This window comes from Rhodospirillaceae bacterium (assembly GCA_016712715.1).
Taxonomy (GTDB): Bacteria; Pseudomonadota; Alphaproteobacteria; order Dongiales; family Dongiaceae; genus Dongia.
In genome coordinates this window covers 266644-291585 of the sequence record JADJQM010000003.1, presented here as the reverse complement: position 1 = coordinate 291585, position 24942 = coordinate 266644, and the positions used below count along the sequence as shown (strand labels likewise).

Annotated in this window: 22 protein-coding genes and 2 pseudogenes; 13 read left to right on the top strand and 11 right to left on the bottom strand. The window is 63.9% G+C overall.

Features of this window, described 5'->3' with window-relative positions; all coding sequences use genetic code 11:
* Positions 1–76: 76 nt before the first annotated feature.
* The 9 genes from IPK59_19155 (at position 77) to IPK59_19115 (ending at position 11361) form a co-directional block, all read left to right on the top strand.
* Positions 77–2143: an FAD-dependent oxidoreductase gene (locus IPK59_19155; GenBank protein MBK8160784.1), complete on the top strand. Its 2067-nt coding sequence runs from the start codon at positions 77–79 to the stop codon at positions 2141–2143.
* Positions 2144–2156: 13 nt separating this feature from the next.
* Positions 2157–3683 carry a trimethylamine methyltransferase family protein gene (locus IPK59_19150; protein ID MBK8160783.1) on the top strand — a complete coding sequence of 509 codons (1527 nt, stop codon included), beginning with the start codon at positions 2157–2159 and terminating at the stop codon, positions 3681–3683.
* Between the two features lie 77 nt (positions 3684–3760).
* Positions 3761–5125 (top strand): AarF/ABC1/UbiB kinase family protein, encoded by a 1365-nt coding sequence (locus IPK59_19145; protein MBK8160782.1) that lies wholly within the window; start codon positions 3761–3763, stop codon positions 5123–5125.
* Positions 5126–5184: 59 nt separating this feature from the next.
* The gene (locus IPK59_19140) at positions 5185–6012 is read left to right on the top strand and encodes a hypothetical protein (protein ID MBK8160781.1); all 828 of its coding nucleotides are present in this window, start codon (positions 5185–5187) and stop codon (positions 6010–6012) included.
* 168 nt (positions 6013–6180) lie between these two features.
* Entirely contained in the window at positions 6181–7326 is a 1146-nt protein-coding gene (locus IPK59_19135; GenBank protein MBK8160780.1) for a Re/Si-specific NAD(P)(+) transhydrogenase subunit alpha, read from the top strand.
* Positions 7327–7337: 11 nt separating this feature from the next.
* The gene (locus IPK59_19130; protein ID MBK8160779.1) at positions 7338–7694 is read left to right on the top strand and encodes an NAD(P) transhydrogenase subunit alpha; all 357 of its coding nucleotides are present in this window, start codon (positions 7338–7340) and stop codon (positions 7692–7694) included.
* Positions 7695–9104 (top strand): NAD(P)(+) transhydrogenase (Re/Si-specific) subunit beta, encoded by a 1410-nt coding sequence (locus IPK59_19125; protein ID MBK8160778.1) that lies wholly within the window; start codon positions 7695–7697, stop codon positions 9102–9104.
* A gap of 8 nt (positions 9105–9112) precedes the next feature.
* On the top strand, positions 9113–10330 hold the full coding sequence (locus tag IPK59_19120) for an FAD-dependent monooxygenase (GenBank protein MBK8160777.1): 1218 nt from the start codon (positions 9113–9115) through the stop codon (positions 10328–10330).
* Positions 10327–11361 carry an LD-carboxypeptidase gene (locus IPK59_19115; protein ID MBK8160776.1) on the top strand — a complete coding sequence of 345 codons (1035 nt, stop codon included), beginning with the start codon at positions 10327–10329 and terminating at the stop codon, positions 11359–11361. The genes IPK59_19120 and IPK59_19115 overlap by 4 nt, the downstream gene beginning before the upstream one ends.
* Here IPK59_19115 and IPK59_19110 read toward each other — a convergent pair.
* The 3 genes from IPK59_19110 to IPK59_19100 form a co-directional block, all read right to left on the bottom strand.
* Positions 11358–11900, bottom strand: coding sequence for a PAS domain-containing protein (locus tag IPK59_19110; protein MBK8160775.1), 543 nt, complete (start codon positions 11898–11900; stop codon positions 11358–11360). The genes IPK59_19115 and IPK59_19110 overlap by 4 nt on opposite strands.
* On the bottom strand, positions 11900–12379 hold the full coding sequence (locus IPK59_19105; GenBank protein MBK8160774.1) for a PAS domain-containing protein: 480 nt from the start codon (positions 12377–12379) through the stop codon (positions 11900–11902). Before IPK59_19105 ends, IPK59_19110 begins: the two co-directional genes overlap by 1 nt.
* A gap of 256 nt (positions 12380–12635) precedes the next feature.
* Entirely contained in the window at positions 12636–12839 is a 204-nt protein-coding gene (locus IPK59_19100) for a 30S ribosomal protein S21 (GenBank protein ID MBK8160773.1), read from the bottom strand.
* 208 nt (positions 12840–13047) lie between these two features.
* Between IPK59_19100 and IPK59_19095 the strand changes: the two genes are divergently transcribed.
* Positions 13048–13605, top strand: a complete 558-nt coding sequence (locus IPK59_19095; GenBank protein MBK8160772.1) for a peptide deformylase — start codon at positions 13048–13050, stop codon at positions 13603–13605.
* A gap of 88 nt (positions 13606–13693) precedes the next feature.
* Here the strand turns inward: IPK59_19095 and IPK59_19090 are convergent, their stop codons facing one another.
* Positions 13694–14005 (bottom strand): hypothetical protein, encoded by a 312-nt coding sequence (locus IPK59_19090; GenBank protein MBK8160771.1) that lies wholly within the window; start codon positions 14003–14005, stop codon positions 13694–13696.
* Between the two features lie 159 nt (positions 14006–14164).
* Entirely contained in the window at positions 14165–14482 is a 318-nt protein-coding gene (locus IPK59_19085; GenBank protein MBK8160770.1) for a hypothetical protein, read from the bottom strand.
* 180 nt (positions 14483–14662) lie between these two features.
* On the opposite strand from IPK59_19085, the pseudogene IPK59_19080 reads away from it, so the two are divergent.
* Positions 14663–15470, top strand: a pseudogene (locus tag IPK59_19080) (COQ9 family protein).
* A 12-nt stretch (positions 15471–15482) separates the two neighbouring features.
* Positions 15483–16814 (top strand): MgtC/SapB family protein, encoded by a 1332-nt coding sequence (locus tag IPK59_19075; GenBank protein ID MBK8160769.1) that lies wholly within the window; start codon positions 15483–15485, stop codon positions 16812–16814.
* Between the two features lie 4 nt (positions 16815–16818).
* Here the strand turns inward: IPK59_19075 and IPK59_19070 are convergent, their stop codons facing one another.
* Positions 16819–17019, bottom strand: coding sequence for a DUF4169 family protein (locus tag IPK59_19070; protein ID MBK8160768.1), 201 nt, complete (start codon positions 17017–17019; stop codon positions 16819–16821).
* Between the two features lie 176 nt (positions 17020–17195).
* Between IPK59_19070 and IPK59_19065 the strand changes: the two genes are divergently transcribed.
* Positions 17196–21467: an AsmA family protein gene (locus tag IPK59_19065; GenBank protein MBK8160767.1), complete on the top strand. Its 4272-nt coding sequence runs from the start codon at positions 17196–17198 to the stop codon at positions 21465–21467.
* 11 nt (positions 21468–21478) lie between these two features.
* Here IPK59_19065 and IPK59_19060 read toward each other — a convergent pair whose 3' ends face one another.
* The 5 genes and pseudogenes from IPK59_19060 to IPK59_19040 all read right to left on the bottom strand — a co-directional run bounded on the left by IPK59_19060 (position 21479) and on the right by IPK59_19040 (position 24940).
* A complete protein-coding gene (locus IPK59_19060) occupies positions 21479–21712 on the bottom strand; it encodes a ribbon-helix-helix domain-containing protein (protein MBK8160766.1) in 234 nt (77 codons plus the stop codon).
* A 130-nt stretch (positions 21713–21842) separates the two neighbouring features.
* Positions 21843–23243, bottom strand: a complete 1401-nt coding sequence (fumC, locus tag IPK59_19055; protein MBK8160765.1) for a class II fumarate hydratase — start codon at positions 23241–23243, stop codon at positions 21843–21845.
* 59 nt (positions 23244–23302) lie between these two features.
* The gene (locus IPK59_19050; GenBank protein ID MBK8160764.1) at positions 23303–24496 is read right to left on the bottom strand and encodes an MFS transporter; all 1194 of its coding nucleotides are present in this window, start codon (positions 24494–24496) and stop codon (positions 23303–23305) included.
* A gap of 149 nt (positions 24497–24645) precedes the next feature.
* Positions 24646–24798 (bottom strand): annotated as a pseudogene (locus IPK59_19045) (TfoX/Sxy family protein).
* A complete protein-coding gene (locus IPK59_19040; protein ID MBK8160763.1) occupies positions 24725–24940 on the bottom strand; it encodes a TfoX/Sxy family protein in 216 nt (71 codons plus the stop codon). The pseudogene IPK59_19045 and the gene IPK59_19040 overlap by 74 nt, the downstream one beginning before the upstream one ends.
* Positions 24941–24942 lie beyond the last annotated feature (2 nt).

Here is a 24942-nt window from a genome sequence, read left to right as displayed (position 1 = left end):
TCAATCATCTGAAACGACGCAGAAACTGGGCGCCATCCGAGCCGCAGGCGAGGTGGTGTTGTTGGGGAGACGAACCGTGCCACGCAATCCTCGCTACGACATCCTGTTTGAACCCGTGAAGATCGGCCCGGTCACGGCCCGCAACCGCTTCTACCAGGTGCCGCATTGCACCGGCATGGGCTACGATCTGCCGCATTCGGTCTCGCGCCTGCGCGAGTTGAAATCCGAAGGCCGCTGGGGCGTCATCAACACCGAATATTGCTCCATGCACTGGTCGTCGGAAGATGCGCCCTATCGCCTCTGCGCGCTATGGGACGAGAACGACGTGAAGACGCAATCGCTCACCGTCGAGAAGATCAAGAAGCATGGTGCCCTCGCCGGCGTCGAACTGTGGCATGGCGGCAATCACAGCCCCAATCGCTGGAGCCGCGAGACGCCGATGTCCCCCTCCGGTTCGACCCAGCATGCGGTGTTTCCGATGCAAAGCCGCGCCATGGACAAGGAGGACATCCGCAACTTGCGCAAATGGCAGGTCCAGGCTGCCAAGCGCGCCAAGCGGGCCGGCTTCGACATCGTCTATGTCTATGCGGGGCACGGTTATCTGCCGTTCCAGTTCATCACACAGCGCTGGAACCAGCGCTCGGACGAATATGGCGGACCGATCGAAAACCGCGCCCGCCTCCTGCGCGAGATGATCGAGGATACCAAGGACGCGATCGGCGACACCTGCGCCGTCGCTGTCCGGCTCGCCGTCGACGAACTGATGGGGCCGGACGGTGTCCAGGCGGCGGAGGAGGGCGAGGCGGTGATTTCGCTGCTCGCTGAACTTCCCGACCTCTGGGACGTCAATGTCTCCTATGTCGACAATGATTCCCTCTCCTCGCGTTTCGGGCCTGAGGCGCATCAGGAGAAGTTCACCAGCTTCGTGAAGAAGCTCACCACCAAGCCGGTGGTCGGCGTTGGGCGGTTCACCTCGCCCGATACCATGGTCGACCAGGTGAAGCGTGGCATTCTTGATTTCATCGGCGCGGCGCGGCCCTCCATTGCTGACCCCTTCATTCCCTTGAAGATCGACGAGGGTCGCGAGGACGATATCCGCGAGTGCATCGGCTGCAACCTCTGCCGCGCCCAGAACAATTCCGGCGTGCCGCTCCGCTGCACGCAGAATCCCACCATTGGCGAGGAATATCGCCGTGGTTGGCATCCCGAGATCATGAACGCCAAGAGCGGCCATGCCGAGGACCCCGTGCTGATCGTGGGTGCCGGTCCCGCCGGTCTCGAATGCGCCATGTCCTTGGCCAAGCGCGGCTATGACGTGGCGCTGGCCGATGCGTCGCGTGATCTCGGCGGCCGTCTCAATTTCGAGCCGAAGCTGCCGGGCCTCTCCGCCTGGGTGCGCGTGCGTGACTATCGCCTCGGCCAGATCGCCAAGCTGTCCAATATCGAGATCTTCCGCGAAAGCCGCATGGACAAGGCGGCACTCCTTGAATCCGGCTATCGCCACATCATCCTTGCCACCGGCGCCAAATGGCGGCGCGACGGTGTCGGCCACAACAACTACGTGCCCGTGGCCGGCATGGAGGCGGCCAATGTGCTCACCCCCCATGACATCATGGCGGGGGCCAAGGTCGCCGGCCCGGTCATCGTTTATGACGACGATCAATATTACATGGGCGCTGTCATTGCCGAGAAACTGCGTGCCGAGGGCAATGACGTGACCCTGGTAACGCCCGGCACCGATGTCGCGACCTGGTCCGTCTTCACCGACGAGCAGTTCAAGACCCAGGTCAAGTTGATGAAGCTCGGCGTGAAGCTCGTTCTCACCCACAAGCTCACCGGCTGGCGGGGCGATCACGCTACTTTCGCCTGCAACTATACCGGCACGGAAAAGCGCCTTGAGGCGGCGACGTTGGTCAATGTCAGTTCGCGCATTTCCGATGATGCCCTGTTCCTCGATCTCAAGGCTGATGAGGCGGGTCGGGCGGAAGCGGGCATCCTGACGCTGAAGAATATCGGCGACGCCGACGTGCCCGGCGCCATCGTGCATGCGGTCTATGCCGGCCACAAGGCGGCGCGCGAATTCGGCGAGGTGATCGATCCGGATCAGTTCCCGTTCAAGCGCGAACTCGTCTTCGTGAAGTGAAGGAATCAAGGCGATGACTCGCGACGCAACCCAACGCCGCCCGCGCCGGCCGCTAGCGACCGGTCCGCGCCAATTGCCCTTCGGCAAGGTCGTCAACCGCTATCCGCCGATCGAACTGTTGAGCGCCGACGAGCTGGAATCGATCCATGTCGCCTCGCTCCGCCTGCTCTCCGAGATCGGCATGGAAGTGCTGCATGACGAGAGCCGAAATCTTCTGAAAGCAGGGGGCGCCACGGTCGATGAGTCGAACCAGCGCGTTCGCTTCGATCCGGCGATGATCGAGGAGAAGATCAGGACGGCGCCGTCCAGCTTCACGCTGCAGGCGCGCAATCCGGCGAAGAATCTCAGTGTCGGCGATGGCAGCATGATCTTCGCCGCGACCGGCGGTCCGGCCTTCGCCCATGATATGGAACGCGGCCGCCGCGCCGGCAACTACCAGGACATGTGTGACTATATCAAGCTCGTGCAGACCTTGAACGTCATCCATCAGGAAGGCGGCTGCCCCTGCGAGCCCACGGATCTGCCTGCTGACTCGCGGCATCTGGATTTCTACCTCGCCGCCATCCGCTACACCGACAAGAACTGGCAATGCTGGGCGCTGGGCGGCTACCGGGTCGAGGACGCCATCGACATGCTGGCGATCACGCTGGGGCAGACGCGCGAACAATTGCGCGCCAATCCGGCGACCCTCACCATCGTCAATTCGAACTCACCCTTGCGGCTGGATATCCCGATGGGCGAGGGGCTCTGCGCCATGGCGCGCGCTGGCCAGCCGGTCGCGATGACCCCCTTCACCTTGATGGGTGCCATGAGCCCGGTCACCATCGCCGGTGCGCTCACCCAGCAGAATGCCGAGGCGCTGGCCCTCATCGCCCTCTCGCAGATCGTGGCGCCGGGTGCCCCCGTGCTCTATGGCGGCTTCACCTCGAATGTCGACATGCGCACCGGGGCACCGGCCTTCGGCACGCCGGAATATGCCAAGGCGCAGCTGGCTTCCGGCCAGCTCGCACGGCGTTACAATGTGCCGTTCCGCTCCTCGAACGTGACCGCCTCCAACTGCGTCGATGTGCAGGCTGCCTATGAGGGCGGCATGTCGCTCTGGAGCACGATCATGGGCGGCGTCAACCTCATCGAACATGCGGCGGGCTGGCTGGAAGGCGGCCTCACCGCCTCGTTCGAGAAGCTGATCCTCGATGCCGAGATGCTGCAGCTGATGCGTAGTTTTCTCGACCCCATGAAGATCGACCAGCCCAGCATCGCCTTCGAGGCGATGGAGGAGGTGGGTCCCGGCGGGCATTTCTTCGGCGCGCAGCATACCTTGTCGCGCTTCGACAGCGCCTTTTACGAACCGATGCTGTCCGATTGGCGCAATTTCGAGAACTGGTGGGAATCAGGCGCCAGGACCGGCACCGAACGCGCCCATCTCATCTGGAAGGACCTGCTACGCACCTATGAGCAACCGGCCCTCGATCCGGCCGTGATCGAGGAACTCGAAGCGTTCGTAGCTCGTCGCAAGACGGAGATTCACGCCAAGCCCTGACACACTGCCGATTTGTCGCATGACAGGCAGGTCCTTGATATGATCCGATCCGGCGACAGGTCGAGTAAGGTAGGATCATGACTGACGACAGCGAACGCAATTCCCTTTCCGGCCGTGTGAAGCGCTATGCCAAGGTCGGCCGAGCCATGGGCGGGCTTGCCGCGCGCGTCGCCGGACAGCGCTATCTGGGGATCAAGGTCGACAAGGCCGAGCATGCCTCCGACCTCAAGGCAGCCTTGGGTGGCTTGAAAGGGCCGCTGATGAAGGTGGCGCAGATCATGTCCACCATCCCGGATGCGCTTCCCAAGGAATATGTCGAGGAGTTGCGCCAGCTCCAGGCCAATGCGCCGGCCATGGGCTGGCCCTTCGTCAAGCGGCGCATGGCGGCGGAGTTGGGGGCTGATTGGCAGAAGCGCTTCAAGGAATTCGGCCATGAGGCGGCGGCGGCGGCGTCACTGGGCCAGGTGCACCACGCCGTCTCGCTCGATGGGCGCAAGCTTGCATGCAAGCTGCAATATCCCGACATGCAATCCGCGGTCGAGGCCGACCTCTCGCAGCTGAAGCTCATCTTCCGGCTCTACGAGCGCTACGACCGTGCCATCGCTACCGAACATATCCACAGCGAGATTGCCGACCGCCTGCGCGAGGAGCTGGATTATGAGCGCGAGGCGAAGGCCATGGCGCTCTATCGGCTGATGCTGGCGCGTGAAAGGGAAGTCCATCTCCCCGAACCGCTCCTCGACCTCACCACCAGGCGCCTCCTTTCCATGACCTGGATCGAGGGCGAGCCGCTGATGACCTTCCTTGAGAAAAAGCCATCGGTCGAGCTCCGCAACAAGGTCGCCTTCAACATGTTCCGCGCCTGGTACGTGCCCTTCTACGAATACGGCATCATCCATGGCGATCCGCATCTTGGGAACTACACCGTGCGCCCCAAGGGCACGAAGGACCAGGGTGCCGTCAACCTCATGGATTTCGGCTGCATCCGCATCTTCGACGCCAAATTTGTGAAGGGCGTCATCGATCTCTATTGGGCGCTGGAGCGTGGCGACCGCGACATGGCGGTCCACGCCTATGAGAGCTGGGGTTTCAAGGGATTGAACAACGAGGTGATCGACGTCCTCAACCGCTGGGCCAAATTCGTCTACGGCCCGCTGCTCGAGGACCGCACCCGCAAGATCCAGGAAGCTGAGAGCGGCATTTATGGCCGCGAGGTGGCCGAGAACGTCCACGCCGACCTCAGGCGCCTGGGGCCAGTGACGCCGCCCAAGGAATTCGTCTTCATGGACCGCGCCGCGATCGGCCTGGGGTCCGTCTTCCTGCATCTCAAAGCCGAGATCAACTGGTACCAGCTGTTCCACGACCTCATCCGCGACTTCGACGTAAAGGCGCTCGCCAAGCGCCAGAAGGCGGCGTTGAAGGAAGTGGGGCTCGTTGGTTGACCTAGCCCGCTTTCCAGAGCTACTCTTGCGGGAATTTCGCTGACAACTCTCGGTGCGACATGCGATTGCCCAAGGCTCACAAGTTTCCGCTGTATTGGGTCGTCGCGATTGGTTGGGGAATAGCGCCGCTCGTACTTGGTTTGCCGCCACTGCTGCGATCTGCATCTGACTCTGAGGAACTGGTCCTCGTCGTTGCGTCGATCCCGGACAACTCTCAACTTACCGTGCCAACCGGCTTGTCGACATTGCCGGAACTGGCTGCATTGGCTGACGCAGATATGGCAGGTCGTGCACAAAGGCTCTATCTGAACGCATTCGCTGTTAAAGGTCGGGCCGTGTCGGATTTGGCGGGGGCGGCATCTAAGCTTTCTCGGTTTGAGTCAGAAGGAGCACCTGAGTGCCCATTCTTGGCAAATGGCTTCTGGGCTACCCAGCAGGCCCTTGCTGAGCGGATGCTGTCAATGCAGCTATCTCCTGAAACACAATCGCCATTTGACGAACCGGATGATGGACGAACATGCGGATCTGAAGCAGCTCTTTGGGCGTTCTCTCAGAACCTTCGCGATCTCAGCAAGGCTGACTGGTCGGCGAACCCCGAAGGAGTTGCCAAGACTGCGGAGATTGCCAAGAACGCGCTTGACCTGCTCGCGGCCTCGAACGTCAAGGAAGAGCTGCTTCGCACAGCCAGGACAGTTGCCGCCGAGGAACGTAAGGCAGCAAGGCAGTGGAAGTTCATTGGGCTAGTAGCTTACTTGGCAGGGCTTTGGAGTTTGATATTGGGAGCGCCGCTCCTGCGGCAAGGTATCATCGCTGCAGCCCTCAAGAAGCGGCGCCAGCAACGAAACCGGAATCTGCAAGTTGACCGCCTCAGGCATCAGCTTGCGTGATGGCATAACGCACCGAGCCCTGCCTAAACCCGCTTGCCACCCTCGTTTTCCCCCGGCAATCTTCCCGCCGCTTGAGGGTGGGGGACGCAGCTCGGGCGCTGGTCCCGATTCTCATAGATTAATTCAGCCGGTTCAACGGTTTAGATCCAGAAGAAGATTGGGGAGCGCATGAAGATCGGCATCCTGAAGGAACGGCGCGCGCATGAAAAGCGCTGCGCGGCCACGCCGGAAACGGTGAAGAAGTATATCGGCCTGGGTGCCGAGGTGGTGGTCGAGGCCGGGGCCGGTGTCGCCGCCTCGATCTCTGACGCCGCCTTCGAAGCCGCGGGCGCCAGGATCGCGGCCGATGCCGCGGCGACCGTTGCGGGCGCCGATGTCATCCTCAAGGTGCAGCGGCCAATGACCGCCGCCGAGGGTGCCGATGAGCTGGCGCAATTGCCCAAGGGCACGACGCTCATCGCCATCCTCAATCCCCACGGCGCCAAGGAACAGGTGGCTGCCTATGCCGCGGCCGGCGTCGATGCGATGGCCATGGAGCTGGTCCCGCGCATTAGCCGCGCCCAGTCGATGGATGTGCTCTCGTCCCAGGCCAATCTCGCCGGCTACAAGGCGGTCATTGACGCGGCGGCGGAATTCAACCGTGCCTTCCCGATGATGATGACGGCGGCCGGTACCGTGGCGCCCGCGCGCGTCCTTGTGATGGGTGCCGGTGTTGCCGGGCTGCAGGCGATCGCGACCGCCAGGCGTCTCGGTGCCATCGTGTCGGCAACAGACGTGCGGCCCGCTTCCAAGGAGCAGGTGAAGAGCCTCGGCGCCACCTTTGTTGCGGTCGAGGATGACGAGTTCAAGCAGGCCGAGACGACCGCCGGCTACGCCAAGCCCATGTCGGAAGCATATCAGGCCAAGCAGGCCGCGCTCGTCGCCGACCACATCAAGAAGCAAGACATCGTCATCACCACGGCGCTCATCCCGGGCCGCAAGGCGCCGGTGCTCGTGACCGAGGACATGGTCAAGTCGATGAAGCCGGGCTCGGTCATCGTCGACCTCGCGGTGGAGCAGGGCGGCAATTGCCCGCTCTCGGAACTGGGCAAGGTGGTCGAGAAACACGGCGTGAAGCTGGTCGGCCACGCCAATGTGCCGAGCCGCCTCTCAGCCGATTCCACGGCGCTCTACGCCAAGAACCTGCTGAACTTCGTCACACTCCTGATCGACAAGGACAGCAAGCAGCTCAAGATCAATTGGGAAGATGAGATCGTCAAAGGCGTCGCCCTCACCAAGGGCGGCCAGGTGATCCATCCCAACTTTCAAGGCTAGGGGATATTGCCATGGATGAGACAACAACGGTCGCCGATGTCGCCGCTGCTCTGGCGCCTGCTGACCACATACCTTTCGTGCAGCTCTTCACCGTCTTCGTGCTGGCCTGCTTCGTCGGCTATTACGTGGTGTGGCGCGTCACACCCGCCTTGCACTCGCCGCTGATGGCCGTCACCAACGCCATCTCCTCGGTGATCATCGTGGGCGCCCTCATTGCCTCGGGGGCGGCGGCCTTCGGGATCAGCCAGGGCATGGGGCTCGTTGCCGTGGCGCTGGCCGCGGTCAACATCTTCGGCGGATTCCTCGTGACCTACCGCATGCTCTCGATGTTCAAGAAAAAAGAAACGCCGAAGCAGGGGGGCAAGTAAGTGAGCCAGAATCTCGCCGCCTTCCTCTATCTCATCGCCTCGGTCTGCTTCATCATGTCCCTGCGCGGGCTCTCCAGCCCCGCCACCTCGCAGGGTGGCCTGCGCTACGGCATCGTCGGCATGGTGATTGCGATTGGCACGACCCTGGCGTTGCCCAGCGTCGCTGGCTCGTCCTTTGTCGGCATCATCGTGGCGCTGGCGATCGGTGGCGCCGTCGGCGCGGTCATTGCCCAGCGCATCCAGATGACGGCCCTGCCGCAGCTGGTTGCGGCTTTCCACAGTCTCGTGGGCCTTGCCGCCGTCGCCGTGGCTGGTGCCGCTTTCTATGCGCCGGCCGAGTTCCACATCGGTACGCCCGGCGACATTCATCCGGGCTCGCTTATTGAAATGGGCCTCGGTGTTGCCATCGGTGCCATCACCTTCACCGGCTCGGTGGTCGCCTTCGCCAAGCTGCAGGGACTGGTCTCCGGCGCACCGCTCGTGTTCAAGGGCCAGCATTTCCTCAACGCGGCCCTCGGCATCGCCATCGTGGCGCTGATCGTGGCCCTCATCCTTGGCCAGTCGCAGCCCTTGTTCTGGGCACTGGTGGTGGTCTCGCTGGTGCTGGGCTTCCTGGTGATCCTCCCCATCGGCGGCGCCGACATGCCGGTCGTGGTCTCGATGCTGAACTCCTACTCCGGCTGGGCAGCTTGCGGCATCGGCTTCACCCTCTCCAATCCGCTCCTCATCGTGACGGGCGCGCTGGTGGGCTCGTCCGGCGCCATCCTCAGCTACATCATGTGCAAGGGCATGAACCGCTCGATCTTCAACGTCATCTTAGGCGGCTTCGGCACCGATTCCGGTGGTGCGGCAGCGGCGGGTGGCGCGAAGGCCGCCGACCGTCCGGTCAAGGCCGGCAGTGCCGATGATGCGGCCTTCATCATGAAGAATGCGGCCAGCGTCATCATCGTGCCGGGTTACGGCATGGCGGTGGCACAGGCACAGCATGCCTTGCGCGAAATGGCCGATCTTCTGAAGAAGGAGGGCGTCAAAGTCACCTACGCCATCCATCCGGTGGCGGGCCGCATGCCGGGACATATGAACGTGCTGCTCGCTGAAGCCAACGTGCCTTATGACGAGGTGTTCGAGCTCGAGGACATCAACCGCGACTTCGCGCAGGCGGACGTGGCCTTCGTCATCGGCGCCAATGACGTCACCAACCCGGCCGCCAAGACCGACCCCAAGAGTCCGATCTACGGCATGCCGATCCTCGACGTCGAGCAGGCGAAGACCGTGCTCTTCATCAAGCGCTCGATGGCCACGGGCTATGCCGGCGTCGAGAACGAGCTGTTCTTCCGCCCCAACACCATGATGCTGTTCGGGGATGCCAAGAAGATGTGCGAGGACGTGGTGAAGGCCTTCGGGCACTAAGTACGCTCTTGCGACCTCTTGAGATTACCATCAGCGGCTGCGGACCGGCAGGTCTCGCAGCCGCTTGTTTTTTGGCCGATGCCGGCCACCGGCCCATCATCTATGAACGCTTTGCCGAGGCCCGGCCGGTGGGGGCCGGCCTCATGCTCCAGCCTGCCGGCCTGCTGGCGCTGGAGCGCATCGGCTGCCGTGCCGAGGTCGAGGCGCTTGGCTCCCGCATCACGCGCTTTCGCGGCTGGACGGCGCCGGATTGGCGGAAGCTGGTCGAGGTCGACTACACCGCCTTGCGCGACGATCTCTACGGTCTCGGCATCCACCGCGCGTCGCTCTTTGCCGTTCTGCTGAAGGCGGCGAAGGCGCGCGGCATTCCGCTTGAAACCGCGACCGAGATTACCGATGTCATGCACCTTGCCGGTGGTCGTGTGCAACCGGTGAGCCAAGATGGCCGCGCGTTGCCGGCCGCCGATCTCATCGTCGATGCCAGCGGGGTCAATTCACATCTGCGCCGTTTGGCCGGTGCCGTGGCGGCTCCCAGCCCCTATCGCTATGGCGCCATTTGGGCAAGCCTCCCCAATACGGACTTTGCGCGCGACATCCTCGTGCAACGCTATGTCGCGGCGCGCCACATGGTGGGCGTGCTGCCGGTCGGGCATCTACCGGACGACACCACGCCGCTGGTCACCTTGTTCTGGAGCCTGAAGCCGCAGGATCATGGCGCGCTGCTTGCCGGTGGCTTCGAACAATGGCGCGACCGCGTGACAACGATCTGGCCGGAAGCCGCCGCCTTGCTGCACGGAACAGCCGACTTCACGCCCTTCGCCCTGGCGCGCTACGCGCAATTCACCCTGCGCAACCCCTTTGCCAGCGGCATCGTCTTTATTGGCGATGCGGCGCATTCGACCAGCCCGCAACTGGGGGCCGGCGTCACCATGGCGATGCTGGATGCTGCGACCCTCACCGATGCCTTGCAGCGCGCGCCGGATCTCCCTGCCGCGCAGCGCGCCTATGCAGATGCCCGCGCGCGCCATATCCGCTTCTATCAGATGATGAGCCGGCTGCTGACGCCGCTCTTCCAGTCGGATGCCCGGTTGCTGGCCGATCTCCGCGATCTCGCCATGCCGCTCATCGATCAGTTCCCCTGGCTGCAGCGGCGCATGTATGAAACCTTCGCGGGCCTCGGCACCGGCTTGTTTACCTCGGCCAGGCCTGAGACACTGGCCGGATGAACCGGCTGAAATCCGAGCGCCTGCACATCGACGATGCCGTTGCCATCGTCTCGCCGTCCTGGGGCGGGCCGAGCGTGTTTCCGCACATCTATGATCTGGGCATTCATCTGCTGGAGGCCTGGGGCCTGCGTGTTGTCGAATACCCCACGGCGCGCATGCCGGCAGCCGAGCTTGCGGCGCATCCGGAGCTGCGCGCGGCCGACATCAACCGCGCCTTCGCCGATCCGGACATCAAGGCCATCATCGCCTCGATCGGCGGCAATGACAGCGTGCGCATCCTGCCTTATCTCGACGCCGCGGTGATCGCCGCCCATCCCAAGATCCTGCTCGGCTATTCCGACACCACTACCTTGCACCTGTTCTGCGCCTTGCACGGCCTTGTGACCCTGCACGGCCCTTCGGTCATGGCGGGCTTTGCGCAGATGGCGGCCCTGCCGGATTACGCCGCCCATGTCCGGCACATGCTGTTCGTGGCAGCACAGGGCCACGACTATCGCCCCTATGCGCAATACACCGACGGATATCCGGACTGGCGCCATGCAACCAAGGCCGGCCAGGTCAACACGCTGCGGCCCCATGAAGGCTGGCGGCTGCTGCAAGGGCAGGGGAGCGTCGATGGCGTCCTCTTCGGCGGCTGCCTCGAGGTGCTGGAGATGGTGCGCGAGACGAATTTTTGGCCGCCAGCCGATTTCTGGGTGGGCAAGCTCCTGTTCCTGGAAACCTCCGAGGAGGCACCGTCGGTCGAGACGGTCTCGCGGATCCTGCGCAGCTATGGTGCGCTCGGGATCTGGGACCAGGTCGCCGGCCTGCTGGTGGGCCGCGCCGCCCGCTACAGCGATGAAGACAAGCTGGCGCTGGAGGCGGCATTGGTCGCCATCATCGGCGGCGAATATGGAAGGCCGGACCTGCCGATCATCGCCAACATGGATTTCGGCCATACCGATCCGCAATTTGTGCTGCCGCTAGGGGTGAGGGCGCGGCTGGACTGTGCGCCCCTGTCGCTGCAGCTGATCGAAGTCTGGCTCCGCTAGGGGCGCCTGGTTGGCTTGCGATAGGGTTCAGTGGCGGCAAAGACCAGGATGCGGTTGATGCGCGCGCCATCATCCGACAAGGGCAGGAACAGGGTTTCGTCGCTGACCCAGCGACCGTTGGTCGAGACATAGGGCTTGTCGTCATATTGCGGTGTGCGCAAGCGGACGGTGCCGTCATACATCGATAGTGCATCTTCAAGCGATGGCCCGAGAAAACCATCGATCACGGAGAGGCCGGTGGGATCACGCCCGCGCATCTCGACTTCCTTGGTGCCGACCAGGCGATAGACATAGCGCCTCGCATCATCGACCACCTCGACGATCATCAGATGCGACAGGAGGCGGGGAATATCCGCTGGGTCGATATCGGCGCGCCGTGGCAATCGGCCATCTCGTGCCTTGCCGCGCCAATAGCGATACATGTGCTGAATCTGCGCGCCCGCCTTGGCCAACCAGACGGGTTCGTCGGTCAGCGCGGATTCAATCCTCTGGGTCGCAGGGTCGCCAGTTCCATCCTCCGGCGATGCAGGCCCGGCCATCACGCGAAATCCGGCGTCAACGAGCTGCGTGTGATCAGCAGAATGCGCGAGACCTTGCGGCCATCTTCGGCCAGCGGCAGGAACAGCATCTCGTCATCTTTGTAGCGCCCATCGGGACCGACGAACGGCGAATCGTCATAGACCGGGCGGGCGCTCGCTACGACCTGATTGTAGAAGCTGTGTGCTTCCTCGACGGAGGGTCCGTAATAGGCCTCGGCCACCGATTTTCCGGTCGGGTCCTGGCCGCGTATCTCGACTTCCTTGGTGCCGACCAGGCGATAAACGTAGCGGCGCTCATCCTCCACCACCTCCACGATGGTGAGATAGGGCAGCAGCTTCGGGATTTCAGTCGGGTCTATGTCGATGCGCCGCGGCAAGCGCCCGTCACGGCATTTTGTGCGCCAATAGAGGTAAAGCGCCTGAACATGGTCACTTGCCTTGGCCAGCCAATCCGGCACCTCGGTATCCGCGTCCGCCATCATGTTCCCCTGGAAGGTCTCCGCGGGCGGCATCCTTGCATCAAGGGTGCGGTCCTGCATATTCCTATTCGGGTCGAGGGCCGGTTATACCTGACACAGATGAAGAACCAGCTAACCGGTGCCGGAATCAGGCTTCCGGGCAGCGACAAAAAGTCGCCATAAAAGTCATCGCCCCGCCGGCAGGACCGGCAGGGCGACAGCAAAATGCGTTCTCTCGTCGAAGCGGCAGCGGTTGATGGCTGCCGGGAAGGCGGGACTAGAAGCCCTCGCGCTCCATGCGCTTGCGCATCAGCTTCCGGTAACGACGCACCGCCTCAGCCGATTCGCGCGCCTTGCGCTCGGACGGCTTCTCATAGTTACGACGCATCTTCATTTCCCGGAAGATTCCCTCGCGCTGCATCTTTTTCTTGAGCGCACGCAGTGCCTGATCGACATTGTTGTCACGGACGAGAACTTGCACGGTTTGCCACGGCTCCTTTCGCCGAATGGAGTAACACTAAAAACGAAGAATTCTCTCGGGCTGCCCAGCTGGAAGCCCGTCTCGGGCGATGCTCTACCACAGCCAATTCGGCTTGTGAAGCCCCGCCGCATCAGGAAGGCATTGGCTGGGGACTTCCTAAACCCCTGTTTTATGGCCATATTCCTTCCAAATAGCGAAAGAAGCGCCGATGGCCATCCTCAAAATAGCCCGCATGGGACATCCGGTCCTGAAACGGATCGCCGACCCCGTTGCGGACCCGACCAGCCCAGAAATTCATAAACTTATCAATGACATGGTAGATACCTTGGCGGATATCGGTGGGGCTGGCCTCGCGGCTCCCCAGGTGCATATGCCGCTGCGGGTGGTGATCTTCCACGTCCCCGGCGCCAGACTCGCCGCCGAAGACCAGACAGAGGGCGCCCCGCCAGCCGGCATTCCCCTGACGGCCCTGATCAATCCCGAAATCACGCCCCTGGACGACGAGATGGTCGATGGGCTGGAGGCCTGCCTCTCGGTGCCCGGCCTGGCCGGGACCGTGCCGCGCTTCAGGCGCATCCGCTACCGGGCCCTCGCCCCCAACGGGACGGTCATCGAGCGCGAGGCCTCGGGGTTCCATGCCCGGGTGGTGCAGCATGAATGCGATCATCTCGACGGAATTCTCTATCCGATGCGCATGCGCGACATGACCAGCCTCGGCTTCGTCGAGGAACTGCGCCGCTATGAGGACAAGGAGGCCGCGGACTGAGCGATCTGCTTCTGACAAAAACGGTGCGGGCGGCATCGCTGCCACCCGCGCCCGGTCGAAGGCCCTCGGGGTGAGGGCGTGGCGACAATCAGTCGCCGCCACCTTCGCCACCACCACCACCATCGTTGCCACCACCGTTGCCACCACTGGCGCCGCCATTGCCGTTGCCGCGATCCTTCCCGTTATCGCCGGCATTCTCCTTGTCGCCACCCCCATCGTGATCACCGTCGCCCACACTGCGTGACGTCCCGAGATCGGCATTGGTCCTGACTGAGCAGAGGAAGCTGTCCAGCGTGCCACGAACGCAGGACGAAAAGGCATAGCTGTCGGCCTGGGCGGTGTTCTGCGCCAAAAGTGCTGTGATGGCAGCGGCGCTGAGCAGTGAAAGTCGCAAGGTCATTTTCTTGTCTCCTGTCGAATATGGGGTTCATTCCCCTGCCCGGCGCTCTGTTGTGCGCTGGGCATGACCTGGAGATAGCGCGCGACTGCGAGGCAGCTTGTGAAGCAATTCACAGGCCTGCGGGGCGGCGCTGGGCCGCCCCGCCTGATCGGGCATTGGTCAGGACTTTATGTCCTGCGGTCCCTTGCCGTTGAAGCCACCGCCCTTCGGCTTGTCCTTGAGGTCCTTCGGCCCCTTGAAACCACCTTGCTGGTCCTTCGGGGAGTCGCCTTTCTTGTTACCGCTCTCGACCGATTTATGGCTGCCTGGCACTCTGATGCCATAGCTGGTGACATAACAGGGCGTCACCGACTTCACGGTGATGCTGCCTTTCTTGCAGGTATAATTGCGGTCGTTGGCGGCGGCGGCATGGCCGGCAAAAGCAAGGATGCCGACGAGCGAAGCGACGGCGGCAATAGCGGTCAACTGCTTGTTCATGATTGAGCTCCTGTCCTATCGGGTTGCATTCATGAGCGTCTTGCCCATGCCCGATCTGTCGAGGCCGGCGCCGCAACGGTTCTGGCTACCTGTGAACCCCTTCACACATGGCGTGCCGCGTGCCGCGCGGTGACCCCGATGTGGCTATCCGGGACAGTCCGTGGCAGACTGCGGCCAGCAATGGGCGGGGATGTGGACCGCCTGCCATCCGATCGATGTTTGCTTTGGAGTGTGCCCGTGAATCCCGTAACCGCGACAGAAGCGCGCAGCGAACCAGCGAAGGCCTATGACTGGCAGGATGATCGCGACAGGCTGGTTGAGGCCGTCATGCCCCATGTCCCGTTCGACGGCTGGACCGATGCCGCGTTCCGCGCCGGTTCCGCCGATTGCGGCATCGACCTGCCGCGCGCACTCAATGCCTTTCCCGGCGGCATGGCCGAATTGCTCGCCTACAATCACCAGCGCAATGACGCCCTGATGATCAATGCCATGACGAAAGAGGATATTGCCGGCGGCAAGATACGAGACCGCATCACCCGCGCGGTGCGCTTGCGACTGGAACTCGTCGCTGGGCAGCGCGAGGCGATCCGCTCGGGCCTTTCTTTCCTGCTGCTGCCGGAGAATGCGCCGCTCGGCCCCAAACTGCTCTATGGCACGGTGGATGCGATCTGGCTGGCGATCGGCGACAAGTCGACCGATTTCAGCTTCTACACCAAGCGCGCTGCTCGCCGCGGTCTACTCGGCGACCTTGCTTTATTGGCTCAACGACAAGAGCGATGGCCATGCGGCCACCTGGGCCTTCCTCGACCGCCGCATCGGCGAAGTGATGAAGATCCCGCAGATCAAAGGCCAGCTGCGCGCGATGTTCGATCGCCTGCCCAATCCGCTCGCTCTGTTCTCCAAGGCCGCCGGCCCGCTTGCCGCTGGTTCGGGAGCCACTGGCGCGCTGCCGGCCGGCATGCGGCCGCGCCGCCGTCGCCGCTCCTAGGCAGGTCGTCCGATGGAGGCTGAACAAGCCGGTGCCGGATCGGTGGTGGGAAGTGTCGATTTCGATTTCAGCCATTTCGACTTGCGCCTCGCCACCGAACTGATCGTCGCGCTGGCCATCGGCCTGCTGATCGGCCTAGAGCGCGAATGGCGCAAGCAGGGCGATGACGACCATGCGCGCATCGGCATTCGGACCTTCGGTTTCATGGGGCTGCTCGGCGGCCTTGCGGGCACATTGCAAAGCAGCCTGGGACCGTGGGTAGCGCCAGCAGCCCTTCTTTCCCTGGCCGCCCTGCTGGTCGGCGACCGCCGCGCATCGGGGAAGGCCGGCACAGCCCTGCTGTCAGAGGATTTGACGACCTTGGTGGCGGCGATCGTCACCGCGCTCCTGGGCATGCTAGCGACGACCGGTGCCATTGAACTCGCGGTTGCCTGCGCCGTCATCGTGGTGGCGCTGCTTTATGCCAAGCCGGTGCTGCATGGGCTGGTCGGCAAGCTGACCGAGGCGGAGCTCAAGGCAACCGTGCGCTTCCTGGTGATCTCGCTGGTCATCCTGCCGGTACTGCCGGATCAGGGCTACGGCCCCTATCAGGCGCTCAACCCGCGCTCGACCTGGCTCATGGTGGTGATGATCTCCGCCATGTCTTTCATCGGTTACTTCGCCATCCGCGCGCTGGGGGCAGCGATCGGCGTGCTGGCCACCGGTTTCTTCGGCGGCATGGTGTCCTCGACCGCGACCACAATGACCTTCGCCAAGCTGGCCAGCGACAAACCCTTGCACGGCCGCATGCTCGCCGCCGGTGCCATCCTTGCCAATGCGATCATGGCGGCGCGCGTCGTGATCCTCTCTGCTGTCCTGGCGCCTCCACTTGCCCTGGCACTGGCATTACCTCTGGGCCTCGCGACGTCCGCCGCTGCGGGCTTCGTCGCCGTCATCTGGTATCAGGCCCGGCGTAGCGAGATGGGCGCCGAGACGATCACTTTCGCCAACCCGTTCGAACTCAGCCAGGCGATCAAATTCGCCTTGCTGCTGGCCGTGATCCTCGTCCTGGAGCGCTTCCTCAGCGACAAGTTCGGCGCGACCGGCCTTTATGTGCTGGCGGGAATCTCGGGCCTCGCCGATGTTGATGCCATCACGCTTTCGGTCGCGCGCGGTATCGAAGGGGGCGGTGATCTCACTGGCCCCGTCATCGCGATCCTGCTGGCGGTAGCATCGAACACGCTGGTGAAGAGCATCTTCATCCTGCGGGCGGGCGGCTCTTTCGCGGTCTGGAGCATTGCCGCCCTGGCGGCAATGGTGGCAGCCGCCATCATCGGCGTCGGATTGCAGCAGGCCTATCTCTAGACCTTCATTCCTTCTCGCCGGAATCTCTCGGCGCCGTCAGTTCTTTGCCGGCGAGGAGTTGCTCGCGCCGCGCCATTTCGCGCCGGTCATTGGCCTTCTCGACCTTGGTCCGACCGAAGCGGACGCGATTCTCGGCGGCCAGCCTTTCCTCCGAGTCGCGTGCCTTGGCTTTCTTCGCGCGGTTTAGATTGATGATTTCGGCCAATTTGACCTCACGGAACTGTCAAGAAGGCGGGTCATTCGAACCTTGCCCCGGCTTCGCTCCAGAGGCGATAATGGCCCCAAGCGGGCTGGCGTTCAAGCAGCCCCACATAATTTCGCCGTCGTTGCCGCCCATCGTCCGGGCGACGGCGCAGGGCCAAGGACCGGGAGATCGATGCCATGAAAAAAGCACTGAAAATTGGCGGGGGCATCCTCGGCCTCATCATCGTGCTGTTGCTGGTTGCCCCTTTCTTCATCAACCTCAACACCTATAAGGGGCTGATCGCGGAGAAGGCCAAGGAAGCGACCGGCCGCGACCTGGTCATCGACGGCGACATCTCGCTCTCGCTCCTGCCCATCCCCTCGGTTTCGGTCGAGGGCATCAAGTTCTGCAATGCCGCCGAAGGCTCCGCCGCCAACATGGCCGAGATCGACAAGGTCAAGGTGAAGGTGGCCTTGATGCCGCTCCTCTCCGGCAAGGCGGAGATCAAGAGCATCGAACTGGTGAAGCCCACCATCGTGCTGGAGAAGCTTCCCGACGGCAAAGGCAATTGGGAGATCACGCCGCCCGCTGGTGCTGCCGACGCCGCGACGAGCTCGACACCCGATCCGAATGCGGCAAGAGGCAGCAATTTCGACCTCTCGATCGAAGGCGCCAGCATCACCGACGGCACGCTGGTCTACCGTGACCTCATCACCGCGAGCGAACAGCGCGTCGAAAATCTGAACGTCGATCTCGCCCTGGGCAGCCTGCAAGGACCGTTCAAGGCGACCGGTGGTGTCACCGCGATGGGCATGCCGCTCGGCTTCGATGTCGATGTGGGGCGCCTTGATCCGGCGCAACCCATGCCGATCAACCTCACGCTGAAGATCGAGGAGGCCGGCGCCACAGTCGGCTTCTCGGGCAATGCCGACCTCAAGGCCGCAGAGACAGCGGACCAGCCGATCGTCACCGGCAAGCTCACAGGCAAGGGCGATTCCGTCGCCAAGCTGATCGCGGTCCTCTCCGGCGGAAAGGCGGAAGACGGGCCGCTCGCTCAGGCATTCGCCCTCGACGGCGATATCGTCGCCGGCAAGAGTGCGGCGGACCTCAGGAATTTCACCGCGAGCCTCGGCGACATGACAGCCAAGGGCTCGGTCGCCGCCAAGATGGGCGAGGTCACCACCGTCGACGCCAATCTCGCCATGGGGCGGCTTGATCTTGACAAGCTGATGCCGGCCAAGGCTGCGACGACCGAGGCAGCGCCCGCTGCGAGTGTGGATACCGCGCCAGCACCCGGTACCTTCTCCTTGCCGGCCGGCATCAATGCCAATGCGACGGTCACGATCGACCAAGTCATCGTGCAAGGCAACGCCATCGACCAGGTGAAGGTCGTCGCGGCGCTTGCCGATGCCAAGCTCAATCTCACGGAACTGTCGGCGCAGCTGCCCGGCGCCACCAAGGTCAAGCTCGGCGGCACGTTGCAAGCACAGGAAGGCCAGCCGGCCTTCTCCGGCGGGCTCGACATGAACTCCGGCAATCTGCGGGCCCTTATCGACGCCTTTGCCAAGGGGGCGGTTGATTCCGTGCCAGGCGATCGCCTGCGCGCCTTTGCGCTCAACAGCCGCGTCACTTTCACGCCCACCCAGGTGGCGCTCTCCGACCTCGCAGCGAAACTCGATTCCACCAAGATTGCGGGTGGCGTCACCGTGGCCCTGCCCGACGGCAAGAAGCGCCAGCGCATGGCCTTCGGTGTCGGCCTTTCGGTCGACCAGATGAATCTCGACGGCTACCTGCCGAAAAAGAGCGAAGCACCAGCGGCCGACACCACCAGCAAGCCGGCCGAGGTCGGCGGCAATCCATTGAAGGCGCTGGCGCCGCTGGGCGATCTCGACGCCAACATCGAGCTTCGGGCCGGTGCACTCACCCTCAACGACCAGCAGATCAAGAAGCTCCATGCCCTGGTCGGTCTCGCGGCCGGCGTGCTCACCATCGAGGATCTCTCGGTGGGCGACCTCATGGGCGGCAAGGGTGCCATCAAGGGGCAAATCGTCGAGTTGAAGGGCAATCCGCGCTTCGATCTCGATTTCGATGTGACGGCGAAGGACGCCAACAAACTGGCGCAGATGGCTGGCGCCGAACCCGCCGGCAAGCTCGGTGCGCTCTCGCTCAAGGGCAAGGCATCGGGCGGTGGTGACGAGGTCTCCTATGACGTCGCCATGAAGATGAGCGGCATTGGCCTCGATGGCACCGCCAAGGGTGGTGCGGCTGGCCTGCTCGCCGGCGGCATCCCGCGCGTCAATTCCGTGTTCGACATCAAGATCGACAAGCTGGCGCCGCTGGTCGCGCTGGGTGGCGGCGAGGGCGACAAGGCGACCCAGCTGAAGGCCGCTGACAATCTGGGTTCCGTCAGTTTCAAGGGCAATGCGCAAAGTGGCACTGACGATCTTGCCTATGATGTCGACCTGACCCTGGCCGGTATCGGTGGCGCGGGCAAGCTTTCGGGCAAGATCACCGGCATCTCCGGGACACCGATCGTCGACACCACGCTCGACCTCCGCGCCGACCGGCCGGCACCGTTGCTGCAGCTCGCGGGGCTCGCCGGTCCCAAGGCGCAGGCGATGGGGGCATTGGCCGCCAAGGGCTCGCTCAAGGGCGGGGCGGACGATCTCAACCTCGACCTCGGTCTCCAGGCCGCGGGTGCCACGGCGAAAGTGGTCGGCAACATCAAGGCGAAGGCCGAGCCGATGGCTTTCGACATCGCCTTGCAGGCCAATCATCCGGAGTTCACCCAGTTGCTGGCGCTGGCCGACATGCCCAGTTCCGGTACCAAGGCCGGCCCCTTGGCCCTGCAGGCCAAGGCCAGCGGCACCACAAAAAAGGCAGCGGTGAGCGGGCTGGATTTCAAATGGGGCGATTCCAGCCTCACTGGTGACGCCGATTACGACGCCACCGGCGCCAAGCCGATGATCAAGGCCAACCTCGCTGGCGGCACCGTCAACCTGGTACCATTCATGGCGCCGAGTTCCGGCAAGGCCGGGGTGCCGACGACGACAACCAATCCCAGCGGCTCGCCCTGGTCCAATGAGCCGCTCGATCTCTCGGCCTTGAAGGGCCAGGATGCCGATGTCGACTTCAAGGCTGACTCGCTCATCCTGCCCGACCAGCGCATCGACAACATCGTTGCCAAGCTCACCGTGAAGGACGGCGTGCTCAACATCAGCACGCTCACTGGCAATATCTATGGCGGTGCCTTCAATCTCTCGGGCACCTCGGTCGATGCGCGGACGACACCGCAGGTCGCCGCCAAGATCGCGGTCGACAAGATTCAGCTCGGCCAATTGCTGGGTGGCGGCATCGCCGGCAATCAGATCAAAGGTCCGCTCTCGCTCAATCTCGATCTCACCGGTGCCGGCGAAAGCCAGGCGGCGATCGTGCGGTCCTTGACCGGCAAGGGCGATCTCGGCGGCACCATGATGATCATCGGCAAGGTCGAGCAGCAGGTAGGCTCGGCGCTGCTCGGCATCCTGGGTCAGAAGGTGAAGCAGGTGAAGGGTGTCGCCGACAGCATCAACGGTGTCATCGGCTCCTATATGGGCGTCGACAACCAGCTCTCAGGCACTTTCGACGTTGCCCAGGGCGTGCTCGACACCCAGGACTTCGCCTTCACCAACCCCAAGGCGCGGGGGGCTGCCAAGGGTCAGGTCGATCTCGGTGCCTGGGCAATCAACATGCTGGTCGACCTGTTCGGCCAGCAGGCGGAGCAGGCGTTCATGAGCATCAACCTCACCGGCCCGGTGAATAGCCCGACGCCGGCTTTCTCCGGCACCGGCGCTGCCGGTGCGGCGGGTGCGGCCGGCGGTCTGGTACCGGGGCTCAATCTGCCGGGCGTCGGCGCAATCCCTGGGATCGGCACCATCCCCGGCCTCGGCGGCACCACCGGCACGGATGCGACGGGCGAACCCGGGGCGGCTGCGGCCCCGGCGGGCGGTCTGCTCGACCAGGTCCCGGGTGTGGGCGATCTGCTGGGTGGCCAGAAGAAGCAGGAAGCGGCACCGGCTGCGGCCGAACCAGGCACGGTTGCGCCGGCCGAGGCAGTTCCGGCGGAAATCGCCCCGGAACCCGGCGCCGTGCCAGCCGAGGCATTGCCGGCGGAGGTTGCCCCTGCGGAAGCAGCTCCGGCCGAGGCGGCCCCCGCGGAAGCAGTACCAGCCGAAGCTGCTCCTGCTGAAGCAGCTCCCGCGGAAGCGGCCCCTGCGGACGTGGCACCTGTGGAAGCGGCTCCGGCGGAAGCGGCTCCGGCGGAGGCTGCCCCGGCGCCTATCGAGGAAGTGCCCGCTGCAGAACCTGGCGCGGTCGTTGAACCCGCTCCAGCCCCGGCGGAAGCTGCCCCGGCTGAACCTGCGGCACCGGTGGAGGAACTCCTGCCGCCGGCCGAAGGTGCTGAGCCGGGTGCCGCGCCGGCGCAGTAACGCGCGGCGCGTCAGCGACCTTGCACGGTGGTGAGGACGAAGACGCGAATGGCACTGGAAAGATTGGGCGCGCCGGGATCCTCCCCGCGCGCCCGGTCAATTTCGGCGATGATCGCCGCGACCGAGCTTCGCCGTGTTTCGGCGATTTCCTTCAGCGCCTGCCAGAAAGCCTGCTCCAGCGTCACGGACGTGCTGTGTCCCGCGATGTTGACGGAGCGTTTCTTGAGGGCGGTGGGCGAGGTCAAGCAATCGACCCCTCACCCCAACCCTCTCCCCGCTGTCGCGGGGCGAGGGAGCTTCCAGCGAGTTCCGCCTTAAGGCCCTCGCCCCGCTTGCGGGGAGAGGGGTTGGGGTGAGGGGCTGTCAGCCTCGCTCTCACTTCGGCCCGAGCATGTCCTGCGGGCGGACCCATTTGTCGAACTGTTCGGCGGTGAGCAGCTTCAGCGCCAGAGCCGCTTCCTTGAGGCTGGTGCCTTCCTTGTGCGCCTTCTTCGCCACCTTCGCGGCATTGTCATAGCCGATATGGGTGTTGAGCGCCGTCACCAGCATCAGCGACTGTTCCAGCGATTGCTGGATGCGCGGCAGGTTGGGCGTGATGCCGACGACGCAATTGTCGGTGAAGCTCAGTGCCGCGTCGGCGATCAATTGGCCCGATTGCAGCACGTTGTGAATGATCACCGGCTTGAACACGTTGAGCTCGAGATGGCCGTTGGAGCCAGCCACGGTCACCGCGACATTGTTGCCCATGATCTGCGCGCAGACCATGGTCATGGCTTCCGCCTGGGTCGGGTTGACCTTGCCCGGCATGATCGATGAGCCCGGCTCGTTCTCCGGCAGGTTGATCTCGGAAATGCCCGAGCGCGGACCGGAACCCAGCAGCCGGATGTCGTTGGCGATCTTCATCAGCGAGACGGCGATGACGTTGTAGACCCCGGAAATTTCGACGAACACGTCATGGGCCGCCATGCCTTCGAACTTGTTGGCGGCCGATTTGTATTTCTGCCCCGTGAGCTTGGCGAGTTCCGCGGCGAACGCCTTGTCGAAGCCCTTGGCGGCATTGAGGCCGGTGCCGACCGCGGTGCCACCCTGCGGGACCGAGAGAAGGCGCGGGGCGGTCGCCATGATGCGGTCGATGCCGAAGCGGATCTGCGCGGCATAGGCCGAGAATTCCTGGCCCAGTGTCACGGGCGTCGCATCCTGGAGATGCGTGCGGCCGATCTTGATGATCTTCGAGAATTCCTTGGTCTTATGTTCCAGGGCATCGGCGAGGTGATCGAGAGCCGGCACCACCTCGTTGGCGATCTGGTGCACGGCCGCGATATGCATGGCGGTCGGAAAGCTGTCATTCGACGACTGGCCGTAATTGACCTGGTCGTTGGGATGAATCGGCTTCTTGTCGCCGCGCTTGCCGCCCAGCATTTCGATGGCGCGGTTGGCCAGCACCTCGTTGACGTTCATGTTGGTCTGGGTGCCGGAGCCGGTCTGCCACACCACCAGCGGGAAATGATCATCGAGGATTCCGTCGGAAACTTCGCCCGCCGCCACGACGATCGCTTTGCCGAGCTTTTTGTCGAGCTTGCCGAGCTTCATGTTGGCAAGCGCCGCCGCCTGTTTCAGCGTGCCGAAGGCGCGGATGACGCCAACCGGCATGCGCTGGCCGCCGATCTTGAAATTCTGCAAGCTGCGCTGGGTCTGGGCGCCCCACAGCTTGTCCGCTGGCACCTCGATCGGGCCCATGGAATCGCTTTCAACGCGCGTCGCCGGCTTCTTCGCCATAATCGGGTCTCCCTCATCAGATCAATGATATTGCCCCGTTCTAGCGATTTTCGGCGCTGTTAGGAAGGGCGCCGGATCAGGCTTGGGCCAAAGCCCGCGACAAGTCCCATGGCGGCAAAGGCGATGACCCAGCCCAGCCGCGTATCGGCGCCGAACAGGTCGAGGAGCCCGCCTGCGGCAAGTGGTCCCAGCGACGCCCCGGTGAAGCCGATGAGGGTATGGAGCGCCATGGTGGCTCCTTTGAGTTCCGCGGGCGCGCTTTCGACGGCACCGGCCGTGAGGGTGGCGCTGTCGGCGCTGACCGTCACGGTATAGAGGGCGAGCAGCGCCAGGACAGCGGCCAGCGGCCAATCGACACTCCAGCCGATGACCAGGCTCAAGGCGGCCGAGGCGGGCATGATGAAGGTCAGCCAGCGGTGCCGGCCGATGCGCAGCGCGATCTCGTTGCCGATGATGCTGGCCGGCAAGCCCAGGACAAGGACAAGTCCGCCCCAAGTTGTGAGGCTGGTATCCGCCGAGGCGCCGACCGTGCCGGTGGTGGCCATGACCAGAAAGGCGATCAGCCAGGAACGAAAGCCGTAGAGCTCCCACATATGAAGGCCATAGGCGAGGGAATAGCCGCGGGCGGTCTCGTTGCGCCAGGCGATCGCCAGGCGCCGCCACAGCGGTTGATACGCGCCCGGTGGCTTGGCCTGCGCCCGGGTGTTGCCGAGGACGAGCGGGATCGCCAGCAGCCCGAGGGCGCCGGCCACGTAAGACGGCGCCTGCCAGCCGAAGCGATGGCCGACTGCACCGGCAAGGATGGTGGAGAGGCTGGCACCTAGGCTGAAGGTCGCCATGTAGAACGCAATGGCACGGTTGCCGCCGATGCCGCTCAGGCGCTCGGTCAGCAGTTTGAGGCCAGGCATGAAGGTGCCGGCGAGGCCCATGCCGGCGATGAGCCGTGTCACCACGCCCGTCCAGACGCCGTCGCCCAAAATCGCCGTCCCGAGATTGCCGAGCACGGCGAGGAGCGTGGAGACGAGATAGATGGCGCGCGCATCGCGCCGATCGGTCATCGCAACCAGGAACGGCACCGACGCCAGATAGCCGATCAGGAAGGCGCCTTCGATGATGCCGGCTTCGGTGTTGGAAAGGCGCCAGGCCGCCTGCAGGGTCGGCAGCAGGGCCGCGAACACGCTGAAGCACGCCATGTTGGCCAGCAGCGCAGCGCACAGGGCGAGACCTGTGCGAAGGGAATCGGCGCGGCTCACTGGAACGGGTTGCGTTGTCGCGTTGGCTTGCCAGCAGTCTTCTTGCGGCCAATCTTCTTGGTGGCAGCCTTCTTGGGGGCGGCCTTATTGCGTGCCGGCTTCTTCAGTTGCTTGCGACGGCTGGCGGCCAGCGCGCCGGTTACCCACAGTTACAGCTTCGTCGCATCGCCCAGAACCGCATCGGGACAGCGCCAATAGCTGGTGATGGTAGTCTCGCCCCGGGCCGTTTCAAAGCTGAACGGCTCGCTGCCGGCGGCGCTGAACGCGGCGCGGTTCTGGTCGTCGACCTTGAGGGTACACCTGGTCCAAGGCCATGATGCCGAAGATCAACCCATCGATGTATAGGCCGAAACCGCCGAACATCGGCCGCGCCAGAAACGGGCCGAGCGGTGCCAGCTTTGCGCCGAGCGTCGCCACCAGCTTTTTCCCGGCAGGCGTGATCATCG